The organism is Mangrovibacter phragmitis (genome assembly GCF_001655675.1).
Lineage (GTDB): Bacteria > Pseudomonadota > Gammaproteobacteria > Enterobacterales > Enterobacteriaceae > Mangrovibacter > Mangrovibacter phragmitis.
On sequence record NZ_LYRP01000022.1, the window covers coordinates 173,495 to 199,449 of the forward strand.

The 25,955-nt window shown below is 46.6% G+C and carries 26 protein-coding genes and 3 pseudogenes; 14 read left to right on the forward strand and 15 right to left on the reverse strand.

Annotation, left to right across the window (positions count from 1 at the left end; translation table 11 throughout):
- The first annotated feature begins 68 nt into the window (after positions 1–68).
- The 6 genes and pseudogenes from A9B99_RS13925 to A9B99_RS13945 all read left to right on the forward strand — a co-directional run.
- Positions 69–2,198: a helix-turn-helix domain-containing protein gene (locus tag A9B99_RS13925; RefSeq protein ID WP_032715519.1), complete on the forward strand. Its 2,130-nt coding sequence runs from the start codon at positions 69–71 to the stop codon at positions 2,196–2,198.
- 202 nt (positions 2,199–2,400) lie between these two features.
- Positions 2,401–2,631, forward strand: a pseudogene (locus tag A9B99_RS13930) (integrase core domain-containing protein); the annotation flags it as partial.
- A 242-nt stretch (positions 2,632–2,873) separates the two neighbouring features.
- Positions 2,874–2,960: pseudogene (locus tag A9B99_RS23630) on the forward strand (integrase); the annotation flags it as partial.
- Between the two features lie 327 nt (positions 2,961–3,287).
- Positions 3,288–3,593: a helix-turn-helix domain-containing protein gene (locus A9B99_RS13935; RefSeq protein ID WP_064598433.1), complete on the forward strand. Its 306-nt coding sequence runs from the start codon at positions 3,288–3,290 to the stop codon at positions 3,591–3,593.
- A 4-nt stretch (positions 3,594–3,597) separates the two neighbouring features.
- On the forward strand, positions 3,598–4,926 hold the full coding sequence (locus A9B99_RS13940) for a type II toxin-antitoxin system HipA family toxin (RefSeq protein ID WP_064598435.1): 1,329 nt from the start codon (positions 3,598–3,600) through the stop codon (positions 4,924–4,926).
- Between the two features lie 149 nt (positions 4,927–5,075).
- A pseudogene (locus tag A9B99_RS13945) lies at positions 5,076–5,468 on the forward strand (phosphorothioated DNA-binding restriction endonuclease); the annotation flags it as partial.
- Between the two features lie 243 nt (positions 5,469–5,711).
- Here the strand turns inward: A9B99_RS13945 and A9B99_RS13950 are convergent.
- Genes A9B99_RS13950 through A9B99_RS13970 form a run of 5 tightly spaced genes read right to left on the reverse strand, consistent with a single transcriptional unit; the run spans position 5,712 to position 10,917 of the window.
- The gene (locus A9B99_RS13950; RefSeq protein ID WP_064598437.1) at positions 5,712–6,560 is read right to left on the reverse strand and encodes a hypothetical protein; all 849 of its coding nucleotides are present in this window, start codon (positions 6,558–6,560) and stop codon (positions 5,712–5,714) included.
- 18 nt (positions 6,561–6,578) lie between these two features.
- A complete protein-coding gene (locus A9B99_RS13955; RefSeq protein ID WP_064598439.1) occupies positions 6,579–7,091 on the reverse strand; it encodes a fimbrial protein in 513 nt (170 codons plus the stop codon).
- Between the two features lie 12 nt (positions 7,092–7,103).
- Positions 7,104–9,626 (reverse strand): fimbria/pilus outer membrane usher protein, encoded by a 2,523-nt coding sequence (locus A9B99_RS13960; RefSeq protein ID WP_064598441.1) that lies wholly within the window; start codon positions 9,624–9,626, stop codon positions 7,104–7,106.
- 15 nt (positions 9,627–9,641) lie between these two features.
- Positions 9,642–10,319: a fimbria/pilus periplasmic chaperone gene (locus A9B99_RS13965; protein WP_064598443.1), complete on the reverse strand. Its 678-nt coding sequence runs from the start codon at positions 10,317–10,319 to the stop codon at positions 9,642–9,644.
- A gap of 52 nt (positions 10,320–10,371) precedes the next feature.
- Positions 10,372–10,917: a fimbrial protein gene (locus A9B99_RS13970; RefSeq protein WP_064598445.1), complete on the reverse strand. Its 546-nt coding sequence runs from the start codon at positions 10,915–10,917 to the stop codon at positions 10,372–10,374.
- Between the two features lie 675 nt (positions 10,918–11,592).
- On the opposite strand from A9B99_RS13970, the gene A9B99_RS13975 reads away from it, so the two are divergent.
- From A9B99_RS13975 to A9B99_RS13985, 3 genes are all read left to right on the forward strand, one after another.
- Complete coding sequence (locus A9B99_RS13975) at positions 11,593–12,354, forward strand: winged helix-turn-helix domain-containing protein (protein ID WP_064598447.1); 762 nt, start codon at positions 11,593–11,595, stop codon at positions 12,352–12,354.
- Positions 12,344–12,835, forward strand: a complete 492-nt coding sequence (locus tag A9B99_RS13980) for a hypothetical protein (protein ID WP_064598448.1) — start codon at positions 12,344–12,346, stop codon at positions 12,833–12,835. Before A9B99_RS13975 ends, A9B99_RS13980 begins: the two co-directional genes overlap by 11 nt.
- A 347-nt stretch (positions 12,836–13,182) precedes the next feature.
- Positions 13,183–13,689, forward strand: a complete 507-nt coding sequence (locus A9B99_RS13985) for a hypothetical protein (protein ID WP_064598450.1) — start codon at positions 13,183–13,185, stop codon at positions 13,687–13,689.
- 80 nt (positions 13,690–13,769) lie between these two features.
- Here the strand turns inward: A9B99_RS13985 and A9B99_RS13990 are convergent, their stop codons facing one another.
- On the reverse strand, positions 13,770–14,033 hold the full coding sequence (locus A9B99_RS13990; protein ID WP_064598452.1) for a helix-turn-helix domain-containing protein: 264 nt from the start codon (positions 14,031–14,033) through the stop codon (positions 13,770–13,772).
- Between the two features lie 435 nt (positions 14,034–14,468).
- On the opposite strand from A9B99_RS13990, the gene fic reads away from it, so the two are divergent.
- Together fic and A9B99_RS14000 are read left to right on the forward strand one after the other, a co-directional pair.
- Positions 14,469–15,545: a protein adenylyltransferase Fic gene (fic, locus tag A9B99_RS13995; RefSeq protein WP_064598453.1), complete on the forward strand. Its 1,077-nt coding sequence runs from the start codon at positions 14,469–14,471 to the stop codon at positions 15,543–15,545.
- Positions 15,546–15,745: 200 nt separating this feature from the next.
- On the forward strand, positions 15,746–16,675 hold the full coding sequence (locus tag A9B99_RS14000; protein ID WP_231889195.1) for a DMT family transporter: 930 nt from the start codon (positions 15,746–15,748) through the stop codon (positions 16,673–16,675).
- Positions 16,676–16,879: 204 nt separating this feature from the next.
- On the opposite strand, the gene A9B99_RS14005 is transcribed toward A9B99_RS14000, so the two are convergent.
- The 3 genes from A9B99_RS14005 to A9B99_RS14015 form a co-directional block, all read right to left on the reverse strand.
- Positions 16,880–17,089, reverse strand: coding sequence for a YdgH/BhsA/McbA-like domain containing protein (locus A9B99_RS14005; protein WP_036106759.1), 210 nt, complete (start codon positions 17,087–17,089; stop codon positions 16,880–16,882).
- 168 nt (positions 17,090–17,257) lie between these two features.
- The gene (locus tag A9B99_RS14010) at positions 17,258–17,524 is read right to left on the reverse strand and encodes a hypothetical protein (protein WP_064598455.1); all 267 of its coding nucleotides are present in this window, start codon (positions 17,522–17,524) and stop codon (positions 17,258–17,260) included.
- A gap of 94 nt (positions 17,525–17,618) precedes the next feature.
- Complete coding sequence (locus tag A9B99_RS14015) at positions 17,619–18,170, reverse strand: hypothetical protein (protein WP_064598457.1); 552 nt, start codon at positions 18,168–18,170, stop codon at positions 17,619–17,621.
- Between the two features lie 262 nt (positions 18,171–18,432).
- Between A9B99_RS14015 and A9B99_RS14020 the strand changes: the two genes are divergently transcribed.
- On the forward strand, positions 18,433–19,491 hold the full coding sequence (locus tag A9B99_RS14020; protein WP_064598458.1) for a DUF1176 domain-containing protein: 1,059 nt from the start codon (positions 18,433–18,435) through the stop codon (positions 19,489–19,491).
- Positions 19,492–19,631: 140 nt separating this feature from the next.
- On the opposite strand, the gene A9B99_RS14025 is transcribed toward A9B99_RS14020, so the two are convergent.
- From A9B99_RS14025 to A9B99_RS14035, 3 genes are all read right to left on the reverse strand, one after another.
- Positions 19,632–20,378, reverse strand: coding sequence for an SAM-dependent methyltransferase (locus A9B99_RS14025; protein ID WP_064598460.1), 747 nt, complete (start codon positions 20,376–20,378; stop codon positions 19,632–19,634).
- A 10-nt stretch (positions 20,379–20,388) separates the two neighbouring features.
- Positions 20,389–20,646 (reverse strand): YjhX family toxin, encoded by a 258-nt coding sequence (locus tag A9B99_RS14030; RefSeq protein ID WP_064598462.1) that lies wholly within the window; start codon positions 20,644–20,646, stop codon positions 20,389–20,391.
- Between the two features lie 264 nt (positions 20,647–20,910).
- The gene (locus A9B99_RS14035) at positions 20,911–21,327 is read right to left on the reverse strand and encodes a hypothetical protein (protein ID WP_064598464.1); all 417 of its coding nucleotides are present in this window, start codon (positions 21,325–21,327) and stop codon (positions 20,911–20,913) included.
- A gap of 460 nt (positions 21,328–21,787) precedes the next feature.
- On the opposite strand from A9B99_RS14035, the gene A9B99_RS14040 reads away from it, so the two are divergent.
- Positions 21,788–22,345, forward strand: coding sequence for a nucleotidyltransferase family protein (locus A9B99_RS14040; RefSeq protein ID WP_064598993.1), 558 nt, complete (start codon positions 21,788–21,790; stop codon positions 22,343–22,345).
- A gap of 138 nt (positions 22,346–22,483) precedes the next feature.
- Here A9B99_RS14040 and A9B99_RS14045 read toward each other — a convergent pair whose 3' ends face one another.
- The gene (locus tag A9B99_RS14045; protein WP_064598466.1) at positions 22,484–22,735 is read right to left on the reverse strand and encodes a hypothetical protein; all 252 of its coding nucleotides are present in this window, start codon (positions 22,733–22,735) and stop codon (positions 22,484–22,486) included.
- Between the two features lie 198 nt (positions 22,736–22,933).
- Between A9B99_RS14045 and A9B99_RS14050 the strand changes: the two genes are divergently transcribed.
- Positions 22,934–23,173 (forward strand): DUF1737 domain-containing protein, encoded by a 240-nt coding sequence (locus A9B99_RS14050; protein ID WP_231889196.1) that lies wholly within the window; start codon positions 22,934–22,936, stop codon positions 23,171–23,173.
- A 785-nt stretch (positions 23,174–23,958) separates the two neighbouring features.
- Here A9B99_RS14050 and A9B99_RS14055 read toward each other — a convergent pair.
- Positions 23,959–24,621: an HAD family hydrolase gene (locus tag A9B99_RS14055; protein ID WP_064598469.1), complete on the reverse strand. Its 663-nt coding sequence runs from the start codon at positions 24,619–24,621 to the stop codon at positions 23,959–23,961.
- A gap of 45 nt (positions 24,622–24,666) precedes the next feature.
- A complete protein-coding gene (locus A9B99_RS14060) occupies positions 24,667–25,944 on the reverse strand; it encodes an RbtT/DalT/CsbX family MFS transporter (protein ID WP_064598471.1) in 1,278 nt (425 codons plus the stop codon).
- Positions 25,945–25,955 lie beyond the last annotated feature (11 nt).

The window sequence follows — 25,955 nt, forward strand, 5'->3', positions numbered from 1 at the left end:
CTCTATATCCTATTGACTAAAATGAAACGTTGCTGCATCCTTTCTTTAATCGAAAAAGGAGCATAATCATGATAACTAACATTTCCTCTCTTGAATTAGGCCAGTATCTAACACTAGTACGTGAACGTGCCGGAATTAAGCAAGCTGAACTAGCCCGTAGGGTAACCTGGAGCGCAGCAGTACTATCTCGTATTGAGAGTGGAGACCGTTCGGTAGAGTCGGGGGAGCTGTCAATGCTGTTGGAAGCGATTGATACTCCAGAGGCTCTGCGTCTTCGTACAATTCTTGAACGTAACTGGCAGATAATTGAGCGTCCAAGCCTTGACCACCCCGATCAGGATCTTTTGTGGTCTGCAGAAGAAGTTGCCAAGCAGCTTATGGAGTTAGCTCAAAAACCCGACACCAAAAATGCCTTCGAACGCCGTCTATCTACTTACGTAGGTGAATTGAAGGCTTCGGCAAACTTATTACTCAAACGTGAGCATCAAGTAGCATTTATTGGCAGTATTGGTATAGGTAAATCCACTGCAATCTGCAGACTTACTGGTCTTGAGGTCTCCAACACGGATGCTCACCCTTCGGCTCCTGTACTTGAGGCTGGTGCTGGGGGTATTACAGTTTGTGAAGTACACCTTCGTCAGGGGCCTAGTTATGGACTTATTATTGAACCATGTCTGGATGACGTTATTCGTGCTCATGTAACCGATTTTGCAGAATATATTCGAGGTATAGGCATCCAAGGGGGGAGCGGAGATGAATCACAGGGAATTTCAAAAGAAATTGAGAGAGCGATTCGCAATCTTGCCAGATTGCGAATCAGCAAAAGCAAAGGAGTGGACGGAAAAACAGTCCGTCATGATGAAGCTAAAGAGCTTGCTAGCAAATTCAGCAGTACCCGCGAAGTTGTTGTCGAGATTCTGTCTAGAATGGAGCTTCCTCGACGTGACCGCCGTGATGTTTGGTATGATGCCAGCACGGGAAAACAGCCTCTTAATTGGCTAAAAGACACGTTTGAGGAAGTCAACAATGGTCGTCATCCTGAATTTACACTTCCTGCACGTATTGAAGTAATAGTACCAGATCACCTGCTTCCGATAGATAATCTGTCAGTACGTTTTATAGATACCAAAGGGATTGATCGTACATCAGCTCGAGCAGACCTCGAATGCCTTCTTGATGATCCTCATACGCTAGCTATCCTTTGTTCTGGTTTTAACAATGCTCCAGCTGCGGAAGCTAGACTACTTCTCGAGCGAGCTAAAGATGCAGGTGTCCGCGGTCTTATCCAAAAGGCAGCATTACTAGTACTCCCTCGCGCAGGCGAAGCTCTTGAAGTAAAAGATGAGATGGGAATGAGAGTTGAGAATGCGGAAGAAGGTTATGAACTGAAGCATGAACAAATATCCATGAGTCTAGCACCTCTTGGATTATCTGAATTAGCCGTCGGCTTTTTTGACTCTCGCCAGGATGACCCTAAATTGTTCCAGGCGTTTCTATCAGAACGGCTGAATAATGTACGTCAGTCTTTCGCCCATCAGTTGAGTGAAATCATCACTAATGCCAACGCTCTTCTGCAAAACTATGAACTGGCTCAAACTCAAGAAGTCATTCGTCAAGCGGCACAACAACTGCGAACTTGGATCAACCGACATCGTTCGCTTGAACATTTAAATATGCATGTTCAGGACAGCCTTATTGAGCAGTTGGGCTACGCCTACGCAGCAACTGTTAGAGCCTCTGTAAATCGGGAAGGGGACTGGTACAACTTTAATTTTGGTCATCACCTTGGTTATGGTGCAAGAAAAATAGCGGTTCAATCACTCAGTTCTGCAGTCTTGGGGTTTGCTGAGATTTGCCAGAACATGGCAGAAACACCTGAACTTGAAGAAGCAAACGAATTACTTGGACAATCCCAGCGTTTACTTCAGACAGCTTATGACGAGCTACTGTCTAAAATTCAACTTATGGGTCAAACATCTTTCCGCGATGAATTAAAACAAGATAGAAATTTCTGGAATAGTTGCCAGAGAGAATGGGGGCAAGGTAGTGGCTACAAAGGCAGGATTGCTGCCCATAGTCGAGACTGGTTTAACAACCCGGAGAAAAAACGGCTTGAAGATGAACTGTGGTCAATGATTCAACGTGAATGGGATTTGGCGCTAACCCGGGTTGAATCGTTACTGATTACCGACGAATAAATAGTAAGGTAAGTACCAGATGCATAACAAAACTCCTAGTTAAGAATCATGCGGCAGGTTGCTACTGGAGAACTTTCAGAACTCTGTGTAACGTAAAAGCTTTACAGCGTCATCACATTATTCAGACGATTATGTTCAGAGTTGTTGGGAATTTTGAGCCTATGATAAAAGCTTATTGACCCACCCTAAACCTTGCTTTGATAAGCAGAATATAACGCTTCGTTTTATTCAGCCTGGCAAACCTCAACAGAATGCCTGGATTGAGCGATATAACCGGACGGTACGTTATGACTGGCTGGGCCAGCACCTGTTTAACTCACTGGACGAATTGCAGGGCTATGCCACGCAGTGGCAATGGTTTTATAATCATGAACGTCCGAATATGGCACTGAATGGCTTCACGCCGATGCAGCATATTCAACGCATGGCCTGATTCTACTTATCACCTCCGTTAAAAATGGGGGGATTACCAAGCTACCTGAGGGTGGCTTTTTTTGTGTCCATTTCCGTCAAAATTCTTTCATATCTATCTGTAATTCAAAGATAATTTATTTTTCAGTAATAACCATATTTATTTTATGGTATTTCCGTGTTGGCGGTAAGTGTCAAGGTAGTTGGCACCCTGGGTTGATTTAGGCTGCCTGTTTTTCCCGCTCAGGATTCAGCGTTACCGGGCCCCATGAATCCCTGAATAACCTGACACTGGAAGAGTACCGGCTGATGGCTGAAAAACCGGAAATCTCAAAAAGTACATGGAACTAAAACAGGTGTACTTACAAGACCACTGACTGATCGGCGCTATATTCAATGTGCATGAGTCACTTTTGGCATCATCCAGTGCGAGTCATTCGTCATTCCATCGCCCTCAGGTGTTTTTTCAGAGGGGGTGACAACTACCCTGGCACTGAGGGGGTCCTGAATTCTGTTGAAGAGAGCTCATCATATAAGGATACCTCTTTTAACAGCCTATAGGGTGTTGTATTCATTTAACAGCTTATAAGCTGTATTTTGCATTTACAGCTTATAAGGTGTATTGTCCAAATACAGCTTATAGACTGTATCAACGCCTCTAACAATGGTAAATGCCTTATGAATACTGTTTATCCGTTGAAAACTTTGAATCAAATTCGTCCATTGCTGATTGGCTTTCGCAAGGCTAATGGACTGACACAAAAAGAAGTTTCTGAAAGGTTAGGAGTAACACAACAAACCTATGCCCGGCTGGAAGCGAATCCAGCCAGTGCCAGTATGGAGCGGCTATTCAGGGTATTTACCGTGCTGGGTGTTGAAATGGTACTCTCTTCTGGACCACAGATACTTTCTTCGATGTCATCTTCAACAATGAAAGAGTCAGAACCGCAAAAAGATTCACCTGCCAGACGGGAAAAATGGTGACGATATGCGTCGAACACAGCAGCGTTTAGCAATATGGATGAATGGAATTCGGGTCGGATTCTGGGAGAAGGTCAGAGGCGAGGATTTATTGCAATACTTTCCAGAATGGATAGTGGATGAACAGGGAAGACCTTTATCGCTTTCTTTGCCTTTCACTCCTGGTAATCAGCTTTGGCGCGGTAATGTTGTTCGTGACTATTTTGACAATTTATTGCCTGACAGCGAAAGTATACGCAGGCGTTTAGCTGTGCGTTACCAGTCTGAAAGCCTTGAGCCTTTTGATCTATTGGCTGAGCTGGGAAGAGACTGCGTTGGTGCAATACAGTTACTGAATGTTGATGAAGAGCCCACAGATTTATTTTCCGTAAATTATCGCCCACTTTCTGAAGCTGATATCGCGACTACATTGCGTAACACTACGGCGGTATCGTTGCCTGGTCGGCAGGACGAAACTGACGATTTGCGATTATCAATTGCCGGTGCGCAGGAAAAAACGGCTTTATTGTGGCATGAAGAACAATGGTGTTTACCAGAAGGTAATACCCCGACGACGCATATCTTCAAGCTGCCGCTAGGGTTGGTTGGGAACATGCAAGCGGATATGAGTACATCGGTTGAAAATGAATGGCTATGTTCTTTGCTTCTTGAGCACTACGGGATCCCTGTAGCAAAAACACAGATTGCGCAGTTTGAAGATCAAAAGGCATTAGTGGTTGAGCGTTTCGACAGAAGATGGTCAGGCGATCGGCAATGGATCATTCGTTTGCCACAAGAGGATATGTGTCAGGCTTTGGGTGTTTCTCCGTTACGAAAATACCAGTCTGATGGTGGGCCGGGTATTTCCGATATTATGGAAATACTGAGTCATTCATATCAGGCTGAGCAGGACAAAGAGCAGTTCTTCAGGGCGCAAATTATTTTCTGGCTGATGGCTGCTACTGACGGCCATGCCAAAAATTTCAGTATCGCTATTGAGCCACAAAGCCGTTACCACCTTACGCCTCTTTATGATGTTTTATCAGCATGGCCGGTAATTGGCCATGGTAATAATCAAATATCCTGGCAGAGATGCAAACTGGCAATGGCTGTTCGCGGCAGCAGTAATTATTACCACATTTATAGAATTCAACGGCGGCATTGGATCAATCATGGTGAATTAACCGGATTGGGAAGACGACAGGTTGAGTCCATGATGGATGACATTATATCCAGCACACCACAAGTCATTGAGCGTGTATCTGCGTTGCTTCCGGAGTCGTTTCCACCTGAGCTTGCTGAGTGTATTTTTGATGGCATGCGGCAGCAGTGCGGGCGTTTGGCTGGAAGAGGATAATTCACGCCACTGGCATGTTTCATCTACAGGTAATCGACCACGAGCAGTGAGGGAATTCCATGCTGGTGCACTCAACAGGCAACAATTGAATTTCACCGCTTTTGCGAGCATGATCGCAACAACATCAGTCTGTTACCTGGTTAACTCCTATGATATCTCGCGAAGCGCTGCAATCGGCCATCTCTAACGTTTCTGTGTGGCGTCAGGGGGATGTATGCGCGCCGCATAAGCCGTTGCTGCTGTTGTATGTGTTGTCCCAGTACAAAGCAGGCCACCCGCGCCTGTTCAACTACGGCCAGGAGATCCACCAGCAGCTTACTCACTTGTTAAAAGAGTTTGGCCCCAAACGGCGCACTGACTACCCCAATATGCCATTCTGGCGGCTCCGAGCTGACGGCTTTTGGGAAATCGCCAACGCTGAAGGCTGTAAACCCCGCAGTGGCAACACCCAGCCAACAAAGAAAGAGTTGATAGATAATCAAGTGATGGGCGGTTTTGATGAAACGGCTTACCAGTCGCTACTGGCACATCCCGGCCTCCTCTTTGTCTGGCTCAAATACTGGCTTTGCGGTGGGCTGGGAGGTAACGGCCTGGCTCGCAACCAGGTGGTGCGCCGCTTGCTTAATACCTGTTGAGTGTAGGAGCTGGCACATTCCACCAGGGCAGGCTGTTTGGCGGCACAACGCAGAAAAGAGACAAGCACTGGCGAGCAAACATATACCCTATATACCTTCAACAAATAAGCTGAAGCAAAATATAAAATACGATGTTGCCCGCACCGCTAATCAAGGGCAGTTTAGTGTTATTGTTAATCGTTGAGAGTGAGCAGCACTTGTCGCACCCTTATTAACCTTTAAATTGATATAAATCGGTTCGCCAACTTTGTTGGTATAGGTTGTGCTGGATGGAACAGTGCTGCTATTGGCGGTACTGGATGGGTAGATAAATACACTTTTAGCCGCATCTGTGTACCAGTCGTTGAAACCACCAGACGGCCTGATAGTAATACTACCCGGGCCATTATTTTTTTCCAACACTTTTTGCGATAAGAGCGAATCTTTATCATTACTGGCTGTGAATTCTAGCGTATCCGGTATACTAACGGCGTCGCCAATATTGATTATATCAGGTGCATTTAGAACAAAATATTCGTCAACTCTTCCATCGTCGGCGCTGACTTTTATTTTTAAATCTCCGGTAATATCTTTCTTTATAGTGAAATCCACGTTATAACGTCTGCCATAGCTCTGTGGTATAGTAGAACGTCCTATATCACAACGATCGTAGGTACCACCGGTACAATAAACTACGTTACCTGAGGTTGTGAGGAGCGTTGCCTGGTCTTCTTTACCTGTCAACGCATACTTATAGTAAAGCATAGTCTTATCGTTACCCACGGACCACATCACCTCAGCGCCTGTTAAAAAATTAATATTATCACGTAGAAGCGTTAACTTAATGTTCTTTGTTATTATTTCATCCCAATATTGGGATGTATGGTAAGAAGTATGATTTCTACCGGCACTCCAGCCTTTGGCTGTACACTGGAGTGTGGCCGCAATAGCAGAGAATGAATTACTGAATGCCAAAATAGCAATGAGAAGATATTTCATTGGATGTTCCGATGGGCCCATTATGGGCCCACTCCTTTTTTACGAATAGCTAATAGCAATGGTTACTGTAGATAAGAAAGACCCCGGGCCAGGTGTTGCACCAGCTAATGCTAAAATACCCAAAGTAAAATTATGCGATGCGGCTTGAGCACTTGGGGTCAGTGCGATTTTAGTTGTGTTAGGGATAACAATTTTAGTTTTGGCCGCATCTTCAAAAATTCTTAAACCAACGCCAGCGGCAGTGCCTTCGTTTTTAAAGGTATCGTTGGTAGCGGCAGTGCCGTTCATCGTCAAATAAACTGATTTGGCATCGCTACCACATTTAAGTTCAACTTTCACTTCTTTACTCAGTGAGATATCCGTAGTAGAGAGATCTGCTATGTCTACTTCCCCCAAAGGAATGGTGCCGAGTTCTTTTGCAAAACTACAGGTAGCATCCTTAATTGTTGCTGTTACTTTCATCTCCATATTTGTGGCACTGAAAGCCGACGAGGAAAAAAACATCGCAAACAGTAGTGGGCAGATAAAGTTAATTCTTTTTTTGATAATCATAGATAAATCCCATTATTGGCAAGTTAGTGTTTTTTCAATAATATGCTCTGATTCAGAATTTGAAATATCAAACTCTGCCTTACAACTGAATTCTTTACTTCCCCAACTGGCGGTTAATTCACCGGTATCTGGCAGGCCGGAAAGGAATACATTTCCTTCATCATCAACTAAACCATAATTACCTGATGCAACAACAGTAGAGCCGAATGGCAGTGGCTTACCATTATGTTTTAAAGTAAATAATGCGCGATACCCTTTAACAGTGGCAAAACTGGATTTAACAATAGCGCCGCGGGTAGGAACTACGTTATCAACAGACCCCTGAACCTCTATAAAGTTATCTAATGAAGTATTATCTAATGCCACCCGGTTGAGCCTGTAATTATTCGCCCATGGCGATATGGCGTATCCTCGCCAGTCTGTTTTAATTCCGTTTGAATTCTGTAGTTCAATGCCGGCAGCCCCTTTGGCTTCAACCAGAATGGCAGAATTCCCAATCGGCCGCCCAAGGGTAATGCCATCCGCATGCCCCAGGATGCTACCTGAGGTAGAATAACTTAACTGATGGTAGTTTTTGTTATAAGAATAGCCAACAGAACTATTGTTATAACTCCCCTGATAACTGGCACTGGCACTGCCACCAGAATCTTCTTTTGAGTAGTTTTGATTTACTGACCAGCTCAGGTTTCTTTGCTCCAGTAACAAACCACTCAGGCCGGTTTGCTGTGTTAATGTACCGTTGTTGTCTCTTGATGCACTGAGATTGACGTTAATTGGGTTACGATTAAGTACCCGGCCAAAATTAAACGGAAAAGAGAGCGACATGAATAAGGAACGGTCACTTCCCTGATTACCGGCATACTTGCTGTGGTTAACACTCATACTGTAGCTTACATCACGGTAATATCCGTTAAAGCCAACCATTAATGAGTCGGAGGGAGTTTTTTTATTCCAATAGGTTTGCCTTGTTCCGGTAATATATATGCTGCCTATTTCTGACAGTGATTGTGAAATATTTAATTGTAGTTGTTGCTTACGGATATCATTGCGGTTGTAACTATTTGTGATGTAGTCGTATACAACATTGTTATCTGTTTCATTAATGGTGCTATTTTTATAGGCACTTTCATTGAAAGAATAAAAACCTTTCGTTGAATACCTGTAACCAGCAAGTTGAAATGTGGTGCCTGTCTCGTTCAATGAACGGCTGTATAATAACCGTAATGACTGACCCTTGCTTTCTTCTTTATTGGAGAGCTCTGTTTTAGCATGGGTTAAATCACCGGATACTGCCCCGAAGCTACCCAGATTAATCCCGGCCCCTACCAAACCTGATTTATATTTTTCAGAGTACTGGACCCCGGAGTAGCTGGTTATATCACCAGGCAGCCCTACGGAAAAAGTCGCCTGCAAAAATGTTGGTGACTCAAATTCATTGGATAAGTTATTGCGTAACTTACCTGCCGCAATGGCGTACTGATAGCGGCCTTCTCTAATCATTAAAGGGGCAGCAGAGTATGGTATCGTATTGATGCGTGATGAGCCGTCAGATTCAATAACAGTAACCTGCAGGTCTCCACTTGAGTACATTGGGTATAAATCATCAATGACAAAATCGCCCGGGGCGACATTGAGCTGATAGATTAAATACCCATTTTGCCTGACCAATACCTGAGCATTGGTTAATGCGGTTCCGCGAATAACAGGTGCATAGCCGCGCTGGCTATCCGGGTACATGGCATCTTCAGATAGCAGTTGGGCACCCCGCATTGCCACTGAGTCAAAAATGTTGCCTTCAGTTGTACTGTCGCCAAGTGTCAACCGGCTTTTTAACGGGATAATAGCCCTTTCAATATAAGTATTACCATGTTGCCACCTGGATTCAGTGATGCCGCCGACCGAGCTTTCGGTCCATGTGCGGTCATCCCTGATTCGCCAGGCACCCATATTGATCCCGTTTTCCAGCCGAAGATAGCGGTGTTCGTTGCGGGAGTAAGGTGTGCTGCCTCTTTGCCCACTGGCATAATAGTTGATATAGGCTGCCGTAATGCCGTTATCCCAGCTTTCTGGCGGAATCCAGCCATTGGCTTTATTGTTAAGTGCAATTTGCGGAACATCAATGTGCAGGGCAAGTTTCTCAAAATCAAACCGAATCGTAGCCGAAGGAATAGAGTCTTTAAGGGAGACACATTGGTTTGGTGCTTCTGAGGTTGCAGGTAAGAATTCTGCTTTGATTCCGAACTGTAGCCATTCCTCAGTACTGATACAGGGAATTAATCCCGTATTATCAGCACTTTCGTTGGAAGAGATAAACTCTACATCACGGTTGGTTATTTTTCCCTGGTTAAAGAAAATGTCAACTGAGTAGACACCGGGGTTTTGATGGCCATTGAGCAGAGCGCTTAGGTCGGTGTTGTCTGAACCACTTTCATTAATAAGGCTTTCAGGAAACCAAAGTTCCTCGGCATATGAATTACACGCCAATGCGTTTAATATCAAAAGCGAAGATATTGTTTTACACTTGTAAATAACCATATCAAACAAAGCCTGTTATAAGTTAACTTTTATCTGCTGGGTTGTTGCCCCATAATCATTGATTGTGCTGAATGCAAGAGAACTGGCAGATATATTGTTAATAACTTGTTCTTCCTGTGGTGCAATCATTAAATCACTAATAACTTTAGAGCCCGCCTGCAAGTTATTTATGGTGATGTAATAAGGCGTAGGGTTACGGACCTTAACGTTAGTGCCTTCCTTTTTAAATTCCAGTTTGCCAGGGGCTTCATCAGGGCCGATTTTAAGCCCGGAAGGCCGAACAAAAAGTTTAATGCGAGTTATTGCGGCAATAATTAACAAGTTTTTACCTTCAGCCTCTGCCTTGTTTACTGATGGAATGGCTTTAGAATTAAGGTAAAAAATGCTTTCCCTGTCATTAGGTAATGATGCGCCATCTTTCAAAATGATGCGCATCAGGTTTTCACTACCTGGCCGGGCCGTTAACAACGGAGGCGTAATGATAAACCGTTTCGATTTTTCCCCTGTTTCTTCTTCAACCCAGGTTTGCATTAAATATGTTGTTTCTTTGGCGCTATTCCTTGAGCTGATTGTTGCCTGCCTGGCATCTTTTGCATATATAACTCGGGTTGTATTTAATGAAACCCCGTTTGCTAAAGCTAAAGATGGCACGCACAGTGACAGGCCAAGGATGAATGAGATTAACTTTTTCATTTCATTACCACCTCAAAACGCCTCACTGTTACGTGAGGCGCTATTGGGAAAATTATTTATAGTGCAGAATAAAATCGGCCACAGCATTTGCCGCGCCTGCGGTCACTGTGCTGGCGATAGAAACGTATTGTGCCTGGAAATAGATATTGTTATCAGCACCTTCAATAAGGTCCGTCGGGTCAGTTGAACCGTTGCCATTAACCGCCAGTGCTTTACCGTCTTTTACGATCTGAATACCAACACCATCTGCGCCACCTTCAACAGCTAAAGTATCATTACTGGCTGCATTACCATTAAAGCTAACAGCAACATTGCTGTAGGAGTCTACTGAGCAATCCTTGAGAGTGATGTTAAAACCAGTTGCCGGAGAGGTATCACCAATATTTTTGAAGTCTGCTGCGCGGTACTGGCCAAGTTCAACTGTCTGGCTCTGGGTGCCAGTAGAAATGCTGCAAGGTGAGTTAACAATTGAACCGGAGAATTGAACCACGCCGCCATTTACGTTAATGGGGGTTGGGCCGTCGCCTTCATCGGCAAAACTCTGAGATGCGACGAATAAGGTTGGAACCATAATGGCTGCCAGCAAAGTCTTTTTCATGATGTTTACTCAAGGTTATTTAGGTTAATCAAAAATAATTTCGTTATGGGTATCGGCCAATATGAATCAGGATCACTAAATGACTTCTTTGTGCTATTGGCCGATGCGAGTCAGGATCAAGTTATTGATTTTCTCTGGCAACATATGTTTTGTTTACGATAAAATTTAGATAAAAATGTTTAAATTTTTAATTTAAACAGATTTAAATTCTGATTTGCGGGAGGTGATGACCATGAGTTAATACAGTGATTAATAAATTAATAAGTAAAATACGAGGTGTTTACTAAGCTAATAGCGAGTTGTTTGGAGGGCATGAAGATGTATTTGATGAAGCTATGGGTTGCCATAAGTACCAGGCCAGGTCATCATTACTTTGGGCATTAGGTTATAAATGGTGCCCTGAATGGGAGGAGTACTCTGCGTATTGCCAATGCATTCTCCTTACCTCCCAGTAAGGATAAACCAGAAGTCGCCAGGCAGGGCTTGCTTCACCTTGTGACTACTTATATGCGGCCAGTATACGTCTTCATGTCAAGAACAAGTTTCTGAGCATCAAGAACAGGGTTTCTTTCAGCGAGGCGCAGAGCAACTTTTACATGCAAAACCGGGCAATCTCAGGGTGCTTTCTCATTACCTGGCTTCTCTTGTATTGTAAATTAACCGTCAGAAATAATTATGATATATATAATACAACATGTTATTGCATTTCGGCCGGAAGACGGTGCAGTCTGGAATGTTACTAATACTGATAATGTTGTTACACTGACTACATTACCTGTTCGTATTTTGTGCCATTTGTTAGAAAACCAGGGGTGCATTATTGACCGTGAGGGCATACTTAAGCATGTATGGGACGATTATGGCCTGGTGCCATCCAGTAATTCTCTTAATCAGCATATCTCCCAGATCAGGCGGACATTTTCTGAATTAGGGTGCGAGTGTGAAGTGATTCAAACCATTCCGAAAAAAGGGCTTCTGATTGCCAGTGATTCGGTAACTATTAATGATTCTCCTCCAGGTCCAACAAGCGAAAAATTATCCAGTGCAGGGCACAGTTCCTCAAAAATAAAAAAACACAGTCCTGAGTGGCTTGTTTTATACGGTATATTGTTACTGGTTATTTTTACCGCTTTATTGGTATTTCCACTTCCCGGAGCTCAGGGAATTAAATTTCCTCAACAAAACCTGGTGCTGGCAGGGAAAATAGGGCAGTGCCCGGTGTATATGGCAGACAAATCAACCCCCATTAATGAGAAGCTCATTGGGGTGGTTAACCAGTATGCAAAATGCTCAGGTGATGAGGTCTATGTGCTGTTTACTGACAACGTTTTTCTGAGCCATGCCAATGGCCGTGTTTTTTTGAGCCGATGTGCCCAGGTAAAGGGTGGCAGTGCCGTTTTCTCGAATTGCAAAGGAGTTTACCTGCGTGAAAGGTAGAACGAAGTACTTTATCGTTTCCGTTGTTGCTGCTTTTCTGGTACTGGGCGCAATATTACTTAACCTCAATGGTTATACGTTAAGGCATGCGAATTATTCAGAAGAAGTAAATTGCACCAGCAGGCTGAATATTGTTTTACCTGCAACAGGGCACCAGTTTAACTCAAATATTTCCTTCAGCCTTGATGGTAATGATGGTACGTTTGTCATCTTTGGCGATGTGCACCAGGAGGGTAATATCAATCAGTCATGGCATGTTTACCGCCAGTTAAAATTTTCCTATAAAACTAAAGCCAATGGCTGGATTGACATAGATAAGTTTATAACAACTAAATATCTGGAAGATAATCTTCCGGATGATTTTTTTAATTCCTACGTTTTCGATGTGCAGAGAGATCACCCAAGAATACGGCTGACCCGTGTTCAGGGAGGGTATTTAGTATGGAATTCATTCACTCCCTATATGCTATGTACCGGCTGAGTGTTCTGCCTGGCTTTCTTTCCGGCGATGGCAATAATTTGAGGTAAGCACAACCTGTGAATTCTCACCGGCGGTCAGGCAGGTTTTTATGTGTATCATGGTTTATGTCTGCCTTTCTGTTTGTTCCGGCAATGAAACCGTCTTACTTAAAAAATGAACACCGGAACTATTCTAAATACTGGCTAAACCAGTAAGTAACATCTACTTTTCTTACCCGGATCAGGTACCTAAAATCGATTCCTGCTACTCAGGCAGGCAGTGGTTGTATTGGGTAAGTCATGTCCCTCTTAAAAGCACGCCTGTGATTAATTATTGTTACGCTATAACTGTGAATTTTCAGGAAGAAAATGAGATACAGATTCAAATGTGATATCAATGCTGATGCAAAAAAAGGCGGTTACACCGATGGCATCAATGGTGGCGTGTGCACGGCCGCAAGTATTGCATATTGCCGTAACCTGGTGAGAAATAAACCTCAGGAACTGGAGTATTTCTCGCGAGCCTGCCACTTTACCGCAAGGCAGCGGGCAGCGTATTACGCCTGTGAAGCAGGAAAGCTCAATTCAATTACCTGTATATTAAAAAGCGATAACCTTCCCTACACTTTTCGTTTTTACTTTGACCGCTGGGAACATACCGTCTCGATGGGTTACGGCGTGTATATGATTGTATTCACGTTCTCACACATTGTTCATGTGGTGGTGCTTGATAACAGGGTTAAATCAAACTGTATCCTTTTTGATGCCAATTTTGGCGAGATAGAGTTCGAGGTGGGGCCGTGGGAATTCATTCGGTTTATGAATGAAAAATATGTTGCCACATCGCAGATCTTCGTGCTTGATATTGATTGTTAACGCATGTTCTCCAGAATCAACACTGTGAAGATGGGCGCTGCTCAATCGCCAAACACGCCCTTTACGGGCGTGCTGAGTAATCAAACCGCATTCTTCCTGCGCATCATGGCTGCTCGGTCTATCCGCATGCCCTGCTTGTCAAAATAACGGCTCGGCCAAATCTCGCTGGCATCCACGCCAATTGCTGTTGCAATCAATATTTCGCCTCTGGGCCAGGGGCGGGTAAGTGCATTCGAGAGTGTGGAAGATGAAAGCCCCGCTTCCCTGGAAATCGCGGCCATGGAAGTCCCTTTCTTACGCAGTGCGGCAATAATATCTGCCGCATGCCAGTCTGTGTTGCTCATGATAATTGCTCCTTCGTGGGTTCTGCCTCACTTTCATGGCGGATTACATCAGTGAATGAGCTCCATAAATGCGCCTGAATGTGAGAGATGTTATTCACCCCACTAACATGACCTGGTAGTGCCGCTCAGGCCACGGACTATAAGTCACAACCCAGGCTAAAGTTGCTGCCCGGATTTACAACAACTCACCATCAATATGTCGATAAAACACGTTTTTTTAAACATATAGCCCAAACATGTTTACGGTATCGACACGTTCTGGCGATATGTCGATAAAATACGTTTTTTTAAACATATGGCTTAAACATGTTCATGGCATCGACACGTTCTTGTGATATGTCGATAAAATGCTTTTTTTTAAACATATTGGAGTGACGTGTGTCGCGTATCGGCATAGTATGGTGATGTGTCGATTAAAACGGTTTTTATAAACATATGAACTGGGATCCGCAAACGCCTTACAACGCACTGCCCGTGCTGCCGCCCGAACTGGATAGGGTTGAAACACGCAATGTTCTTAAAGCATGCATTAGTGCGCGCGCAGCCATTGCCGAGCTGAAAACGGCCGGTGAGTTGATCCCCGATCAGGGTTTACTGATAAATATTCTGCCCATGCTGGAAGCAAAAGATTCTTCGCGCATTGAGAACATTGTAACGACCAGCGATCAGCTTTTTCAGTATGCAGATCACGCAGATAAGGCCGATCCTGCAACCAAAGAGGCGCTGCGCTACCGTACTGCGCTTTATGATGGTTTTACCCACCTTGAAACCTGTCCACTCTGTACAAATACCGCGGTCGCTATCTGTACCAAATTGCGCGCCGTGCAAACAGATGTCCGGAAAACACCGGGTACAGTCTTGCGGGATCAGAACAACAAAGTGGTATATACGCCACCCGTCGGTGAAGACGCCATCCGTAATTTACTGGCGAACTGGGAACAGTTTATACACAGTGAAGATGATTTAGATCCGCTGGTGAAAATGGCTATTGCGCACTATCAGTTTGAGTGCATTCACCCGTTTCCCGATGGCAATGGGCGAACAGGCCGTATACTGAATATCCTGTATTTAATTCAGGAAGAACTGCTCTCGCTACCTATTTTGTATTTGTCTCGTTTTATTCTGGAAAGGCGTGATGATTACTACACCCTTTTGCGAAAAGTGACCGCAGAAGGCGATTGGGAATCCTGGATACTCTTTATGCTGAATGCAGTAGAAAGCGCGTCACGGTGGACGACGAGTAAAATTTCAGTTATTCGGGCTTTGATGGCAGAAATCGCAGCGTTTGTGCGTGAAAAACTACCCAAAATTTATACTCATGAACTTATCCAGGCGCTGTTTGCTCAACCCTATTGCCGGATTGAAAACCTTGTGGAACGTGGTGTGGCTAAACGCCAGACAGCATCTGTATACCTGAAGCAACTGGTTGATATTGGTGTGCTGGAAGAAATGGCTGTGGGGCGCGAAAAACTGTATATCAACACAAGGTTGTTGCAAGAGTTGAATCAGTAGTGGTCACTGGCTTCTTGCGGGTTATTTACTTTCGCCCGCAACGCCTTCCGTGCTTTTCCCACCCCCACACAATTTGCATTAAAGTGCCAAACAGTTAATGCCAGATAGCCGAAAAACAGAGATGATGAGGAAAATAATGCGTATTCTGCCCGTGGTGTGCAGCCAGGTCTGTGCGGGGGAGAAAAATAAGGAGTAACAGGGTGGCTTCTGAATCATCTGCAGCACTGGAGAAAACCAGCGGTGCATCGCCTGCGCGGCTGGTGGCCTTTTTCTTGTTTATTATCCCGCCGTTATTATGGGCCGGTAACTTTATTGTCGGCCGGGCCATTCGTAATGATATCCCCCCGGCAACATTAACCTTTTTCCGCTGGCTGGTGGCGCTGGTGGTCATTTTCCCTTTTGCCGCGCCGTTTATCCGCCGGGATTTTCGCCGTTATTTGCAGGTTCCACTGCGCATTATCGCCCTGTCGCTTAGTGGCATTACTGCGTTCAGTTTGCTGGTTTACTACGGTCTGCACCACACGTCCGGCACCAATGCCCTGTTGCTGAATTCCTGCATACCTATTCTGATTATGCTGTTTGGGGCGCTGTTTTATCAGCAACGCCTTGGCGGGTTGCAGGTGGCTGGTATTGCGGTGTCATTTTGCGGTGTGCTGGTGATTATTTTCCGGGGCAGCCTGCAGGGGCTTATGCAACTGGCGTTCTCTTCCGGGGATGTAATGCTGCTCGGGGCCATGGCAAGTTTCGCGTTATACACACTCTGGCTGCGTAAACTGCCGGCGGAAATTAACCGCATGGGGTTACTGTGGGTGCAGGTACTTATCACATTGCTGGTGGTGTCTCCGCTCTGGCTCCATGAGCATATCAGTGGGCTGGCGGTGCAGTGGAATGCCACCACGTTGTCGGCGGTGCTGTTTCTGGGCGTTTGCCCGTCGTTTATTTCTTACTGGTTTTACGGGCGCTGTGTGGAAACTATTGGTGCTGCCCGCGCCGGGTTGTGCATCCACCTGATTCCGGTGTTCGGCGTGGTGCTTTCGCTGGTGTTTCTGGGTGAACCGTTCCACCTGTTTCACCTGGCAGGTATTACCGCCATTATTGCCGGCGTTACCCTGGCAAGCCGTAAAGGCTGAGGGCTCAGAAACGAAAAAACCACCGGTTAAGGTGGTTTCAGGTTGATGAAAAAGAAGGAAAAAGCGTGGTTTTTCCTTCTTTTTAGTTAGCAGCCGAAAATCAATAAATTGATTTTCCGGGTTTTTTATTGGGTGACATCCTCTCGTTCTGTGCGGACATGAGGTTTGTCATCAGACTGGTGTGTTTTTCGCCTGGGTACTGGCTTATTTGGTCAGTTCAGCCGTCATATGTACACCGTTATTCACATTGGCTTCAGTAATGCGGTAAGAAGCGCCAGCCTGTTTAGCCTGAGCCGCAATCTGTGCTTCAGCGCCGTCCAGGGTGGAAGCGGTGGCGGTTACGCTTTGAGCGAAAGCACCGAAAGACATAACAGAAAGAGCGGCAACTGCAACGAAAGTTTTGATAGATTTCATGGTCGTATTCCTTAAATGGTTTTGTTCGGTAGGGCTGTATTGCCCTGATGTGAACAATCATAGGCCTGCCATACGGTGATTAAAATCAAAACAATTTGCAGATCTCTTTCAAAAAATATGAATTATTTTGGTAGGGTAAATGGCCCCCTGTGTTGCCAGGCAGGTTGGCTACCTCTGCAAGAAAAAGGCGATGATCATCATCAGTACGGCAAGCAGGGAAAAAAACGCCGCACCTGTAGAAAAACCATGCTGTATTGCTTCTTCCTCTTGTTTAATATCCCGAAAGCGGGCCAGTGCTTTCGCGGTATTGGGGGCGGTAATTTCCTCAAACTGCTGTTCATAACCTTGTGCTTTCAGGCGGGCTGCCTCAGGGGCATCCGCTTTCTCCACCACAGCAATCTGGCTGCCTTTTTTTAAGAAAATAAATACCGGCATAGGGCGCTCCGCGCAGGGTAATCATGCCGCCAACCCGTTCTGAGAACGGGCTGGCTGTAACTAACCACAAACCACACCAGCCGCACTGGTGCCACTATTCCTTGCAGATGGAAGGCTGTGCTTTCCAGGAATAGACCAGTTCGTTGTCCTGGTAGTAGTTATAAACTGCCCCATCCGGGAAGAGTGAACGGAAAACTTTCACCCGGTTATCGTTGGAGCAATAGTTTTTGATAATCACTTTCTGCATATTACTGCGCCATTCCTCATTCTTCGTAATACTGGCAGGGAGCCCTTTAATCACGAATTTATAAGTGAACGTGTTTCCTTCCGATGAGACATCCGACATCATGGTGGCATCATCAATTAATAACGGCAGTTGTTTTTTAACTTCTGCCACTACGGATTTCTGCAGTAACTTTGGGTCGTTATCTTTTAACTGATTAAATTCTTCAATTTTTGCTGACGTGGATTGTGCACGTATTTCTGCGAGCCGCTTATCCAGTTCGTTAGCGCCCGGTGCCGTTTTACTGGCCTGCGCTGTAGTGGGTGCTTCTGCGGTATTCGCTTTGTCTTTGGATGCATCATCGCACCCGTTTGCCAGAAGTATTGCCGGGAGAAGGGCGGCTAATGTTGCCCGTTTGATCATCACTGTTGCTCCATAACTGTATGTTATTGTTGTCTCATAATAAGTAATTATATATATAAATCATCTGTTAACATTGTTTATTATTTTACTCCTGCATTTGGCGCAATACAGCCAGCGATGGCGGTGCTTTGTGCCGCAAGAATGTGCTATTCAGCAAAAAACAACGTTGTATTCTCAGCATGAATATTACGTATATGGCAGGCTGATTTTGGTGAGTTGTTTTTTTGTGATTAATCTTGCTTATTCATTATGGAGAGATGACATGAAGGGTATTACTCCGGTGGGGTTACTGGCCATGGTGTTTTGCAGCGTGCCAGCGCTGGCTCAGGATAGTGGAGTGTCGTTCAGCCACAAAAACTGGGAAGTGGTGTGTGATAACACGCTCACCTGCCGGGCAGCAGGTTACAGCCCGGAAGAAGGGCAAGGCGGCTCGGTGCTGTTAACCCGTAAAGCTGGGGCGGGCAGTGCGGTTACCGGCAAAGTGATGCTGGCTGAAGTGGACGAAGGTGAAAGCACACCGGTAGCTCAACTGGCACTGTGGATAAACGGCCAGCCAGCGGGTGCATTAACGCCGACCAAAAACGACGACTGGCAACTTTCACAACAACAAACCCAGCGCCTGGTTGCCGCCATTAAAGGTAGCGGTAAAGTTGAATTTAAGGGCGGGCCGGAACCGTTCGTGATCTCTGGCGATGGCGCTTATGCTGTATTGCTGAAAATGGATGATGTACAAGGGCGCATTGGTACGCCGGGTGCATTAACCAAAAAAGGCGATAAGCCGGAAAGCAGTGTGCTGGCGGCCATTCCGGCACCGGTAATTCAAAAAGTGAAGACGGCCAGCGCTCAGCCTCGCCCGTTAACGGCACCAGAGTTGAAAATACTGAAGCCGCAACTGTTGGCAACGCTTGGGGGAGACGACATGTGCGATAACCTGAGCGACTCGCAAGAGCAGGGCGACAGCCAGATGCCGGGCGACAACGAGGTAACGTTACAGCCTCTGGATAACAGTCACTCCCTGATTTCAGCCCTGTGCTGGCGGGCGGCTTATAACGAGGGTTATGGCTACTGGGTTATCGACAAGTCACTGGCGGGCAAGCCGGTGTTAGTGACGACATCGGGTTCTGATTATACCGATGGCGAAATTTCAGAAAGCCAGAAAGGCCGTGGCATAGGCGATTGCTGGTGGAATGCCAGCTGGGTATGGGATGGCGCTGCTTTCCGTAAAAGCCATGAAGGTGGTACCGGGTCGTGCCGTTACCTGCGCCTGGGCGGTACCTGGGATTTACCGCTCTGGGTGGCACAGGTGAAACCGGTTCAGTGAAGCGCCGCGCTTGCTCATAACAGTGAATTACTCTGAGCGCCCGTTTGTTCTGCTTTTGCGGCCGCTCCACAAGAAAAAGGCCGGTTACCCAGTTGGGTATGCCGGCCTTTTTGCTTTCAGGCTTGCCTGGCTGATGAATATTAACGAGCCAGTAAGGCGAATACCCCCCAGCCCAGGTATTCACGGGTGTATGTTACGTGGCGGAGTGGGGCTTCAGTGAGTTGCGCCCGCACTTCCCCGGCGAAGTCATCACCCGGGTTTTCATCAAGCCAGCGGCGCATTGTCAGCCATTTTGCCGCTTCGTACCTGTCCCAGCCGTCCTGGTCTGCCAGCACCATTTCCACCAGGTCGTAGCCGGATGAACTAAATGAAGCAACCCGTTCCGGCAGTGTGAGAAAGTCGCCTGGTGCAGTGGCGCCACAGGCACGGGCGATGGCTTCAGTGGGCGGCAACAGGCGCCAGTATGGCTCGCCAATCAGCAGCAGGCCGCCCGGCTTCAGGCTTTTCTCCAGTAACGCAAGGGTACCGGCAACACCGCCGCCAATCCAGGTGGCACCAATACAGGCGGCCACATCGCACGGGGCGCTGGCCACAAAGCCACTGGCATCGCTATGAATAAACGTCACTGCATGGCTGACGCCGAGTGCTTCGGCACGCTGCCTTGCCTGCTGGCTGAATAGTGGGCTCATATCCACACCCACGCCGGTAATGGCGTGGTCCCTGGCCCAGGTGCACAGCATTTCGCCTGAGCCACTGCCCAGGTCCAGTACTCTGTCTCCGGGTTGCAGGCGTAATGCCCGGCCAAGAGTGGCATATTTCTCCGGGGTAAAGGGGTTGTGGATCCGGTGAGCGCTTTCACTGATAGTGAAAATACGTGGGATATCCATGGTGCTCTCCTCAGCGGTTGTCCGGTTGGGGGCGAACGTTATTCAGCCCGGTCGTGTTAATACGATAGGGCTGCCCGTTTACGGACTTAATGAGTTTTTTGGTTTTGAGTTTTTTGAAAACAGCAAGTGTGCAGTCGCTCAGCAATAAACCTTCACGGCTGTAACATTCAACTGCGGTAACGCGACCAGCGGTATTACGGGTATGTACAATGCGCCCGCCTTTTGCGAGTACATGCAAAGTCCGTTGTTCCTGACGGGATAAATTCATACTGAAACCTGTTAATCATCATGTGCAAAAACATGCCAACACCCGCAGGTGTTCGCGTAAGGTTTTAGCGCAGCGATAACCAGTGTGGCGTAGAGCCAGCAGGCTGATTATCAGATGATTACATTCTCCAGCATCAAAGCTCCGGTGAGATTGGGTATGAATAAACAGGTGAATATTAACACCTGCTTTTTATATGGGAACAGGGCGAGGTGAATAATGTGAACCCGGTGCGGGAATACTGTGGAGGTGGCAGCTCTGCCTGGATTATAAACGGTGGGGCACCTTGTAATGGTCCATTATCCGGCCCATTAAATACAGGCGCGCTTCTGCTTCGCTGGAAAATAAACCGTGAGTCATTATGGCGTGTTGCGCCACGTTGATAGACATAATAATCAACTGCACAATATCTGCCCGTGTATGGAGCTGGGAAAGAATATCGCTGCAATCCACGTTATCATCATTGTGGCTTTGCCAGCGTAATTTCAGCATCGGAAAAATTTCTGCGGCATTCTGGCGGGCATTTTCCAGAGACATTCCGCCACATTTGCTCAGCGCAATATTGTCAAACTTTAAACGCCAGGAGTCCAGCGCCCGTGCGGCCCTGTGCGACTGCCCATCCAGAGTGCTGGTTTTTTCCTGGGGATTGTTGTCATTATTCAGCCGATAGTTACGCGTCGCCATGATGATGTTCCTTATAGCCGGGCTGTATATAAAACGTGCAGTCCTCCATCAGGAAGATTAGTTCAGTTTGCGGCGTATTTTCGTCGCTGACTTCGCATATCGTGACAGCACTTCAGAAAGCATTTCCCTTAGGGAGATCCCTACACATTATAACGATTTTGGGTTGCCAACAATGGGTAACATAACGTGTCATTTGCGCCCTGATTCTGGCTATAGCCCTACTATTTTTGGTGGGGGGAATGATCTTGCTGTGCCAATGTAGCATTAACCGCGCCGGGGGAACAGGTCTGGAATGAGAGTGTTAACACTAAGCTGTAATGTCCCCTTGGGGGGCGCGTAATGAGCCCTTACTGAAGCCATCAAAAGCTTGTCGAATGTCTCAGGGCGTGAAGCGGACATGGACAGGAAGATGCTGATAATATTTCCGCCAGTGGGTAACTTTATCCAACAGGGGGTACGAATGGAATACCAAACGTCATTGCAGAAAATATTGTCAGATGACCCTGTAAGAATGAAGATCCTACATGCGGTTCGGGCACTGGAGCTCAATGATGGTTGGATTGGAGCGGGATTTGTACGAGACGCTGTCTGGGATCACTTACATGGGTATGGGCTAAGTCCTGTTTCTGGTGATGTAGATGTCGTCTGGTTTGACTGTGATCACTGTAGCCCAGACCATGATAGCTATCCAGAAGGCAGGCTTAGGCAACAGTTACCTTCGCTAAACTGGTCGGTGAAGAATCAAGCCAGAATGCATCAACGTAATGGTGACCATCCCTATACCTCAACGGGAAATGCTTTACTGCACTGGCCTGAAACAGCTACGGCCGTAGCTGTCAGATTGGGGAAGGAAGGTCTCGATATCACTGCACCTTATGGGCTTTCTGACTTATTTGAACTGCGTTTACGACCGACTCCTGCATTTGAACGTGAAAAGTTGGATTGTTTTAAACAACGGGTCATTACAAAGCAATGGTTGGAACGTTATCCCAGGTTACAGCTCATCGTTTCCTTATAACCTCAATATACAAATACCCCGGTTCATGCGGTTCGACTGTATGATTGACAGTCCGCGCCTGACACGAAGTGCACGAACTGACTGAGCAAAAGGTCCACTATGAGCAAGGAGCGGTCCTCGCAATGATTATTTATCTCCTTACTTGATGCCATAATTTGCAGGTAGAGAGCTGACATAATCTGCAATCTCCCCATTGTAATGAGTCGCTATACTTTCAAAGACATCAGCTATATCTTTTCGATTAACTTCATCAAGGGACTGAAGAGTTCCTGCAATACTTTCCTGCATCTCAATGGCTACATCAGGATTAATTAAGTTCTCGTCGGTAAATTCGAGTGCGATAGCTATATCAGCAATGATCTTTACTAATTGTATAGATTGTGAAGACATACGAACCTCTACTTAGTTTTTGACTGGATCCCTGCGCATCAACATAACATGAAGTTATCAACGTCCGCTTCTGGCACTCTGGTGACGTTCGGACCCGGGATCACTCCCCTGGACGCATGGTCCAGATTGACCATTATGATATTTTATGGTTTTGTGAAGATAAGAATAACGACAGAGCCTATAAGGCTCAACTTGAAGATGAGCACTACCATGATCAACCCAGAAATAAAAAATAAGGGCCATGAACCTCCGGATGGTCTACCTCGTTATCGTCTCCTGACTGGTAAGGATGACGCTAAATTTTGTCATCGGATTTCAGAAGCGCTGGCGCTTGGTTATCAACTGTATGGTTCACCCGCCGCGACGTTTAATGGGCAGGATGTGATTGTTGCACAGGCTATCATATGGCCTGAGGCACAACAGAATCAGGGTTCGTAGTAATGGCGTACTGAATCCGTCCGGTGCTGTTTTTCACCGCTGGTGTCTGTCGTAAGGTAATGTCATCACTCATCGCGACACACTTTATCTTTACGCAGGCCTTCTTATTACTTCTGTCTTTCACTGTTTGTCACAAGTGTAAGACGCAATAATCCCCACTCTGTGCTTTAATCTACGAGATATCGTTTACAAATTAAACTACCTATTCTCAATAGCAGAGGGAGGATAACCCCCCTACCTTCGCAGGGTTCCCGTGTCTAGTTATGTGCCCATGATGCGCTTCATAACGTCCGTTTTTGGCCCACAGCGGACCTTTTCGATTTTTTTCTCTGAACGTCGACAGGACATTTCTGTTTCGCACTGAAGGTGCCACTTCTGCTTTGCGTTGACAGGCCTGGAATGAGGGTGAGAGGAAAATAGAGAATACTATCAGTATATTAATCGGTATTTTCTTCATGGCTTGTGGCGCAATGCTTCTGTGTGACCGCTACCGTGCGGCGCGTAAAATCTTACGCGGTACACCATTGCGCAAAATACCCGTTACCCAGTTGCAACCAGGCGCAATGGTATGCTCAGAGCCACAAGTCAGAGCCACAAGAAAAAAGCGTTCTCGGCCATTTTGAAGCGTTATTTTTAATTATTAATATACTGATTTATATGAAAACCTGTGGAAATTCTGTCTTCCAGACCACTCATTGCTGCTAAAAAAGTAAGCGCAAACAAGGAAAGAACAGACCGTTTATCTCCCGGAATGTTTGCGCTTACATATTCAGAAAACAGGTGGGTTATGCGGGCTCTGTGGCTGGCTCTGGCAGTGTGGCGAGCATCTCCGCCAGTGAACAGTAACGCCCGGCAGCGCCGTGAAATTCTGGCTGGTGGCAGGCTGGCGTGACCATACATACTGGCATTCCGGCAGCCTGTGCAGCCCGGAAGCCATTCAGGCTGTCTTCCACCACCAGGCACTCTGCGGCGGGCAGTGAAAGTTTGCGTGCGGTAGAGAGGTAAACTGCCGGGTCTGGTTTACCGCGCGGTTCGTCATCAGCACTGGAAACCACTTCAAAATAGTGGCGCAGTTGCAGTTTATCGAACACGGCATCAATAACCTGGTGTGAAGATGAAGTGGCTAAAGCGATACGGTAGTTGCTTTGCTGTAAGGTGTGTAATACTGCTCCGACACCCGGCAAAGGCTTACCGTTTGCCGTAATGGATGTGGTGACATGGTGCAAAATGGCCTGTTCCAGTTGCCCGGGCTGGGTGGGCAAGTTGAAATGCTGGCACCACAACCTGGCGATTTCATCCAGCCGCTTGCCTTTTGTCAGGGCTTCGCATTGCGCCACCGTGGCCTGAACCTGGCAGGCAGCCAGTGCCGTGATTTGCGCCTGTTGCCAGAACGGTTCAGAATCAATAATCACACCATCCATATCAAAAATAACCGCTTTCACCTTCATTTTTACTTCTCCTGCAGGCTGGCGGTTGCCCGCCAGCCTGGTTGCTTACGACAATTGCGCACTTTCTGCCGCACATTCCGGTTTAGTGCTAAAACCGGGCTGTTCAACGTGAATGAATGGGCAGATGAAAAACGCGACGATATACAGCACGGTGTAGGCAATCACTACACCAATGGTGCTGAAGTGGGGCAGCAGCAGCACGGCAATGGCCGGGGCCAGGAAGTTGGATGTCCCGGCAGATAAGTTATAAACCGAAATAGCCGCGCCTTTGTGCCTGGGCTCCAGCGCCGGGAATACCGCCGCCATGGGAACAAATGCCGCCACAAAAATGCCCAGTGCGATTGCCGGAATTAACGCCATGGCAAAGTTATGCCCAAAATGCTGAGGGATGTAATAAAACGCCAGGCTGGAGAGCGCCATACCAATGCACCCGAACCAGCGCACCACTTTTATCCAGCCCAATTTTTCGGACACAACGCCCCAGAACACGTTGGAGAATATTGTGGTAAAGAAAAAGACGGCCCAGACCTGGAGCCATTCAGACGTAGTGAAGCCAAGTTGGTCGACAAACATCATTGGCATGATGACGGCAAAACCAAACAGCGACAGCGTATTGATAATCCGCACCATGCAGGACAGCATAATATTGCGGTTACTGTAAATCAGCGTGACTGCCCGGGTGAGCTCACTGAGTTTCTCACGCGTGGTGAGGTTTTGCATATGGCGTGGTGTGGCAATATGGCGCAGAGATATCTGTGCGATAACCCCGCCAGTGATACAAAACGCCAGCGCCAGCCACAATGTCCCCAGTTCGCCAATATGCGGGATGGTGAAGCTCGGAATATAACTGCCAAACACACCAATACCAATGGAATACACCGCCCAGAACCAGCCAATGGCTGAGCTGGCGCTGTCGCTCTTCACGTTATGAATAATGGCGACAATAAACGAATACAGGAACAGGGGATAAGCGAAACCACGAATACCGTAGAACAGCAGGATCATGGCGTAATTTGCGTGCCCCAGGCCAAACACCAGAAACAGAACATGGAAAATACACCACATCAAAAAGCCAATCAGCATGGTTTTTTGCGGGGTAATAATTTCAGCCACCACGCCAGACACCCACGCGGCAAGCGCGGCTGCAAGGCCATAGAGAGTAAATGCCAAAGAGGCTTCGGCGGGTGAAAAGCCTAATTCTTTAATGTAGTGGGATAAAAACGCCAGTTCGAAACCATCTCCCGTCATGAAGAAGGCGATAGCGATATAGCCCCATATCAGGTTCAGAGGCAATCCCAGCCACTGCTTGTTGGTTACAGACATAATGACCTCGT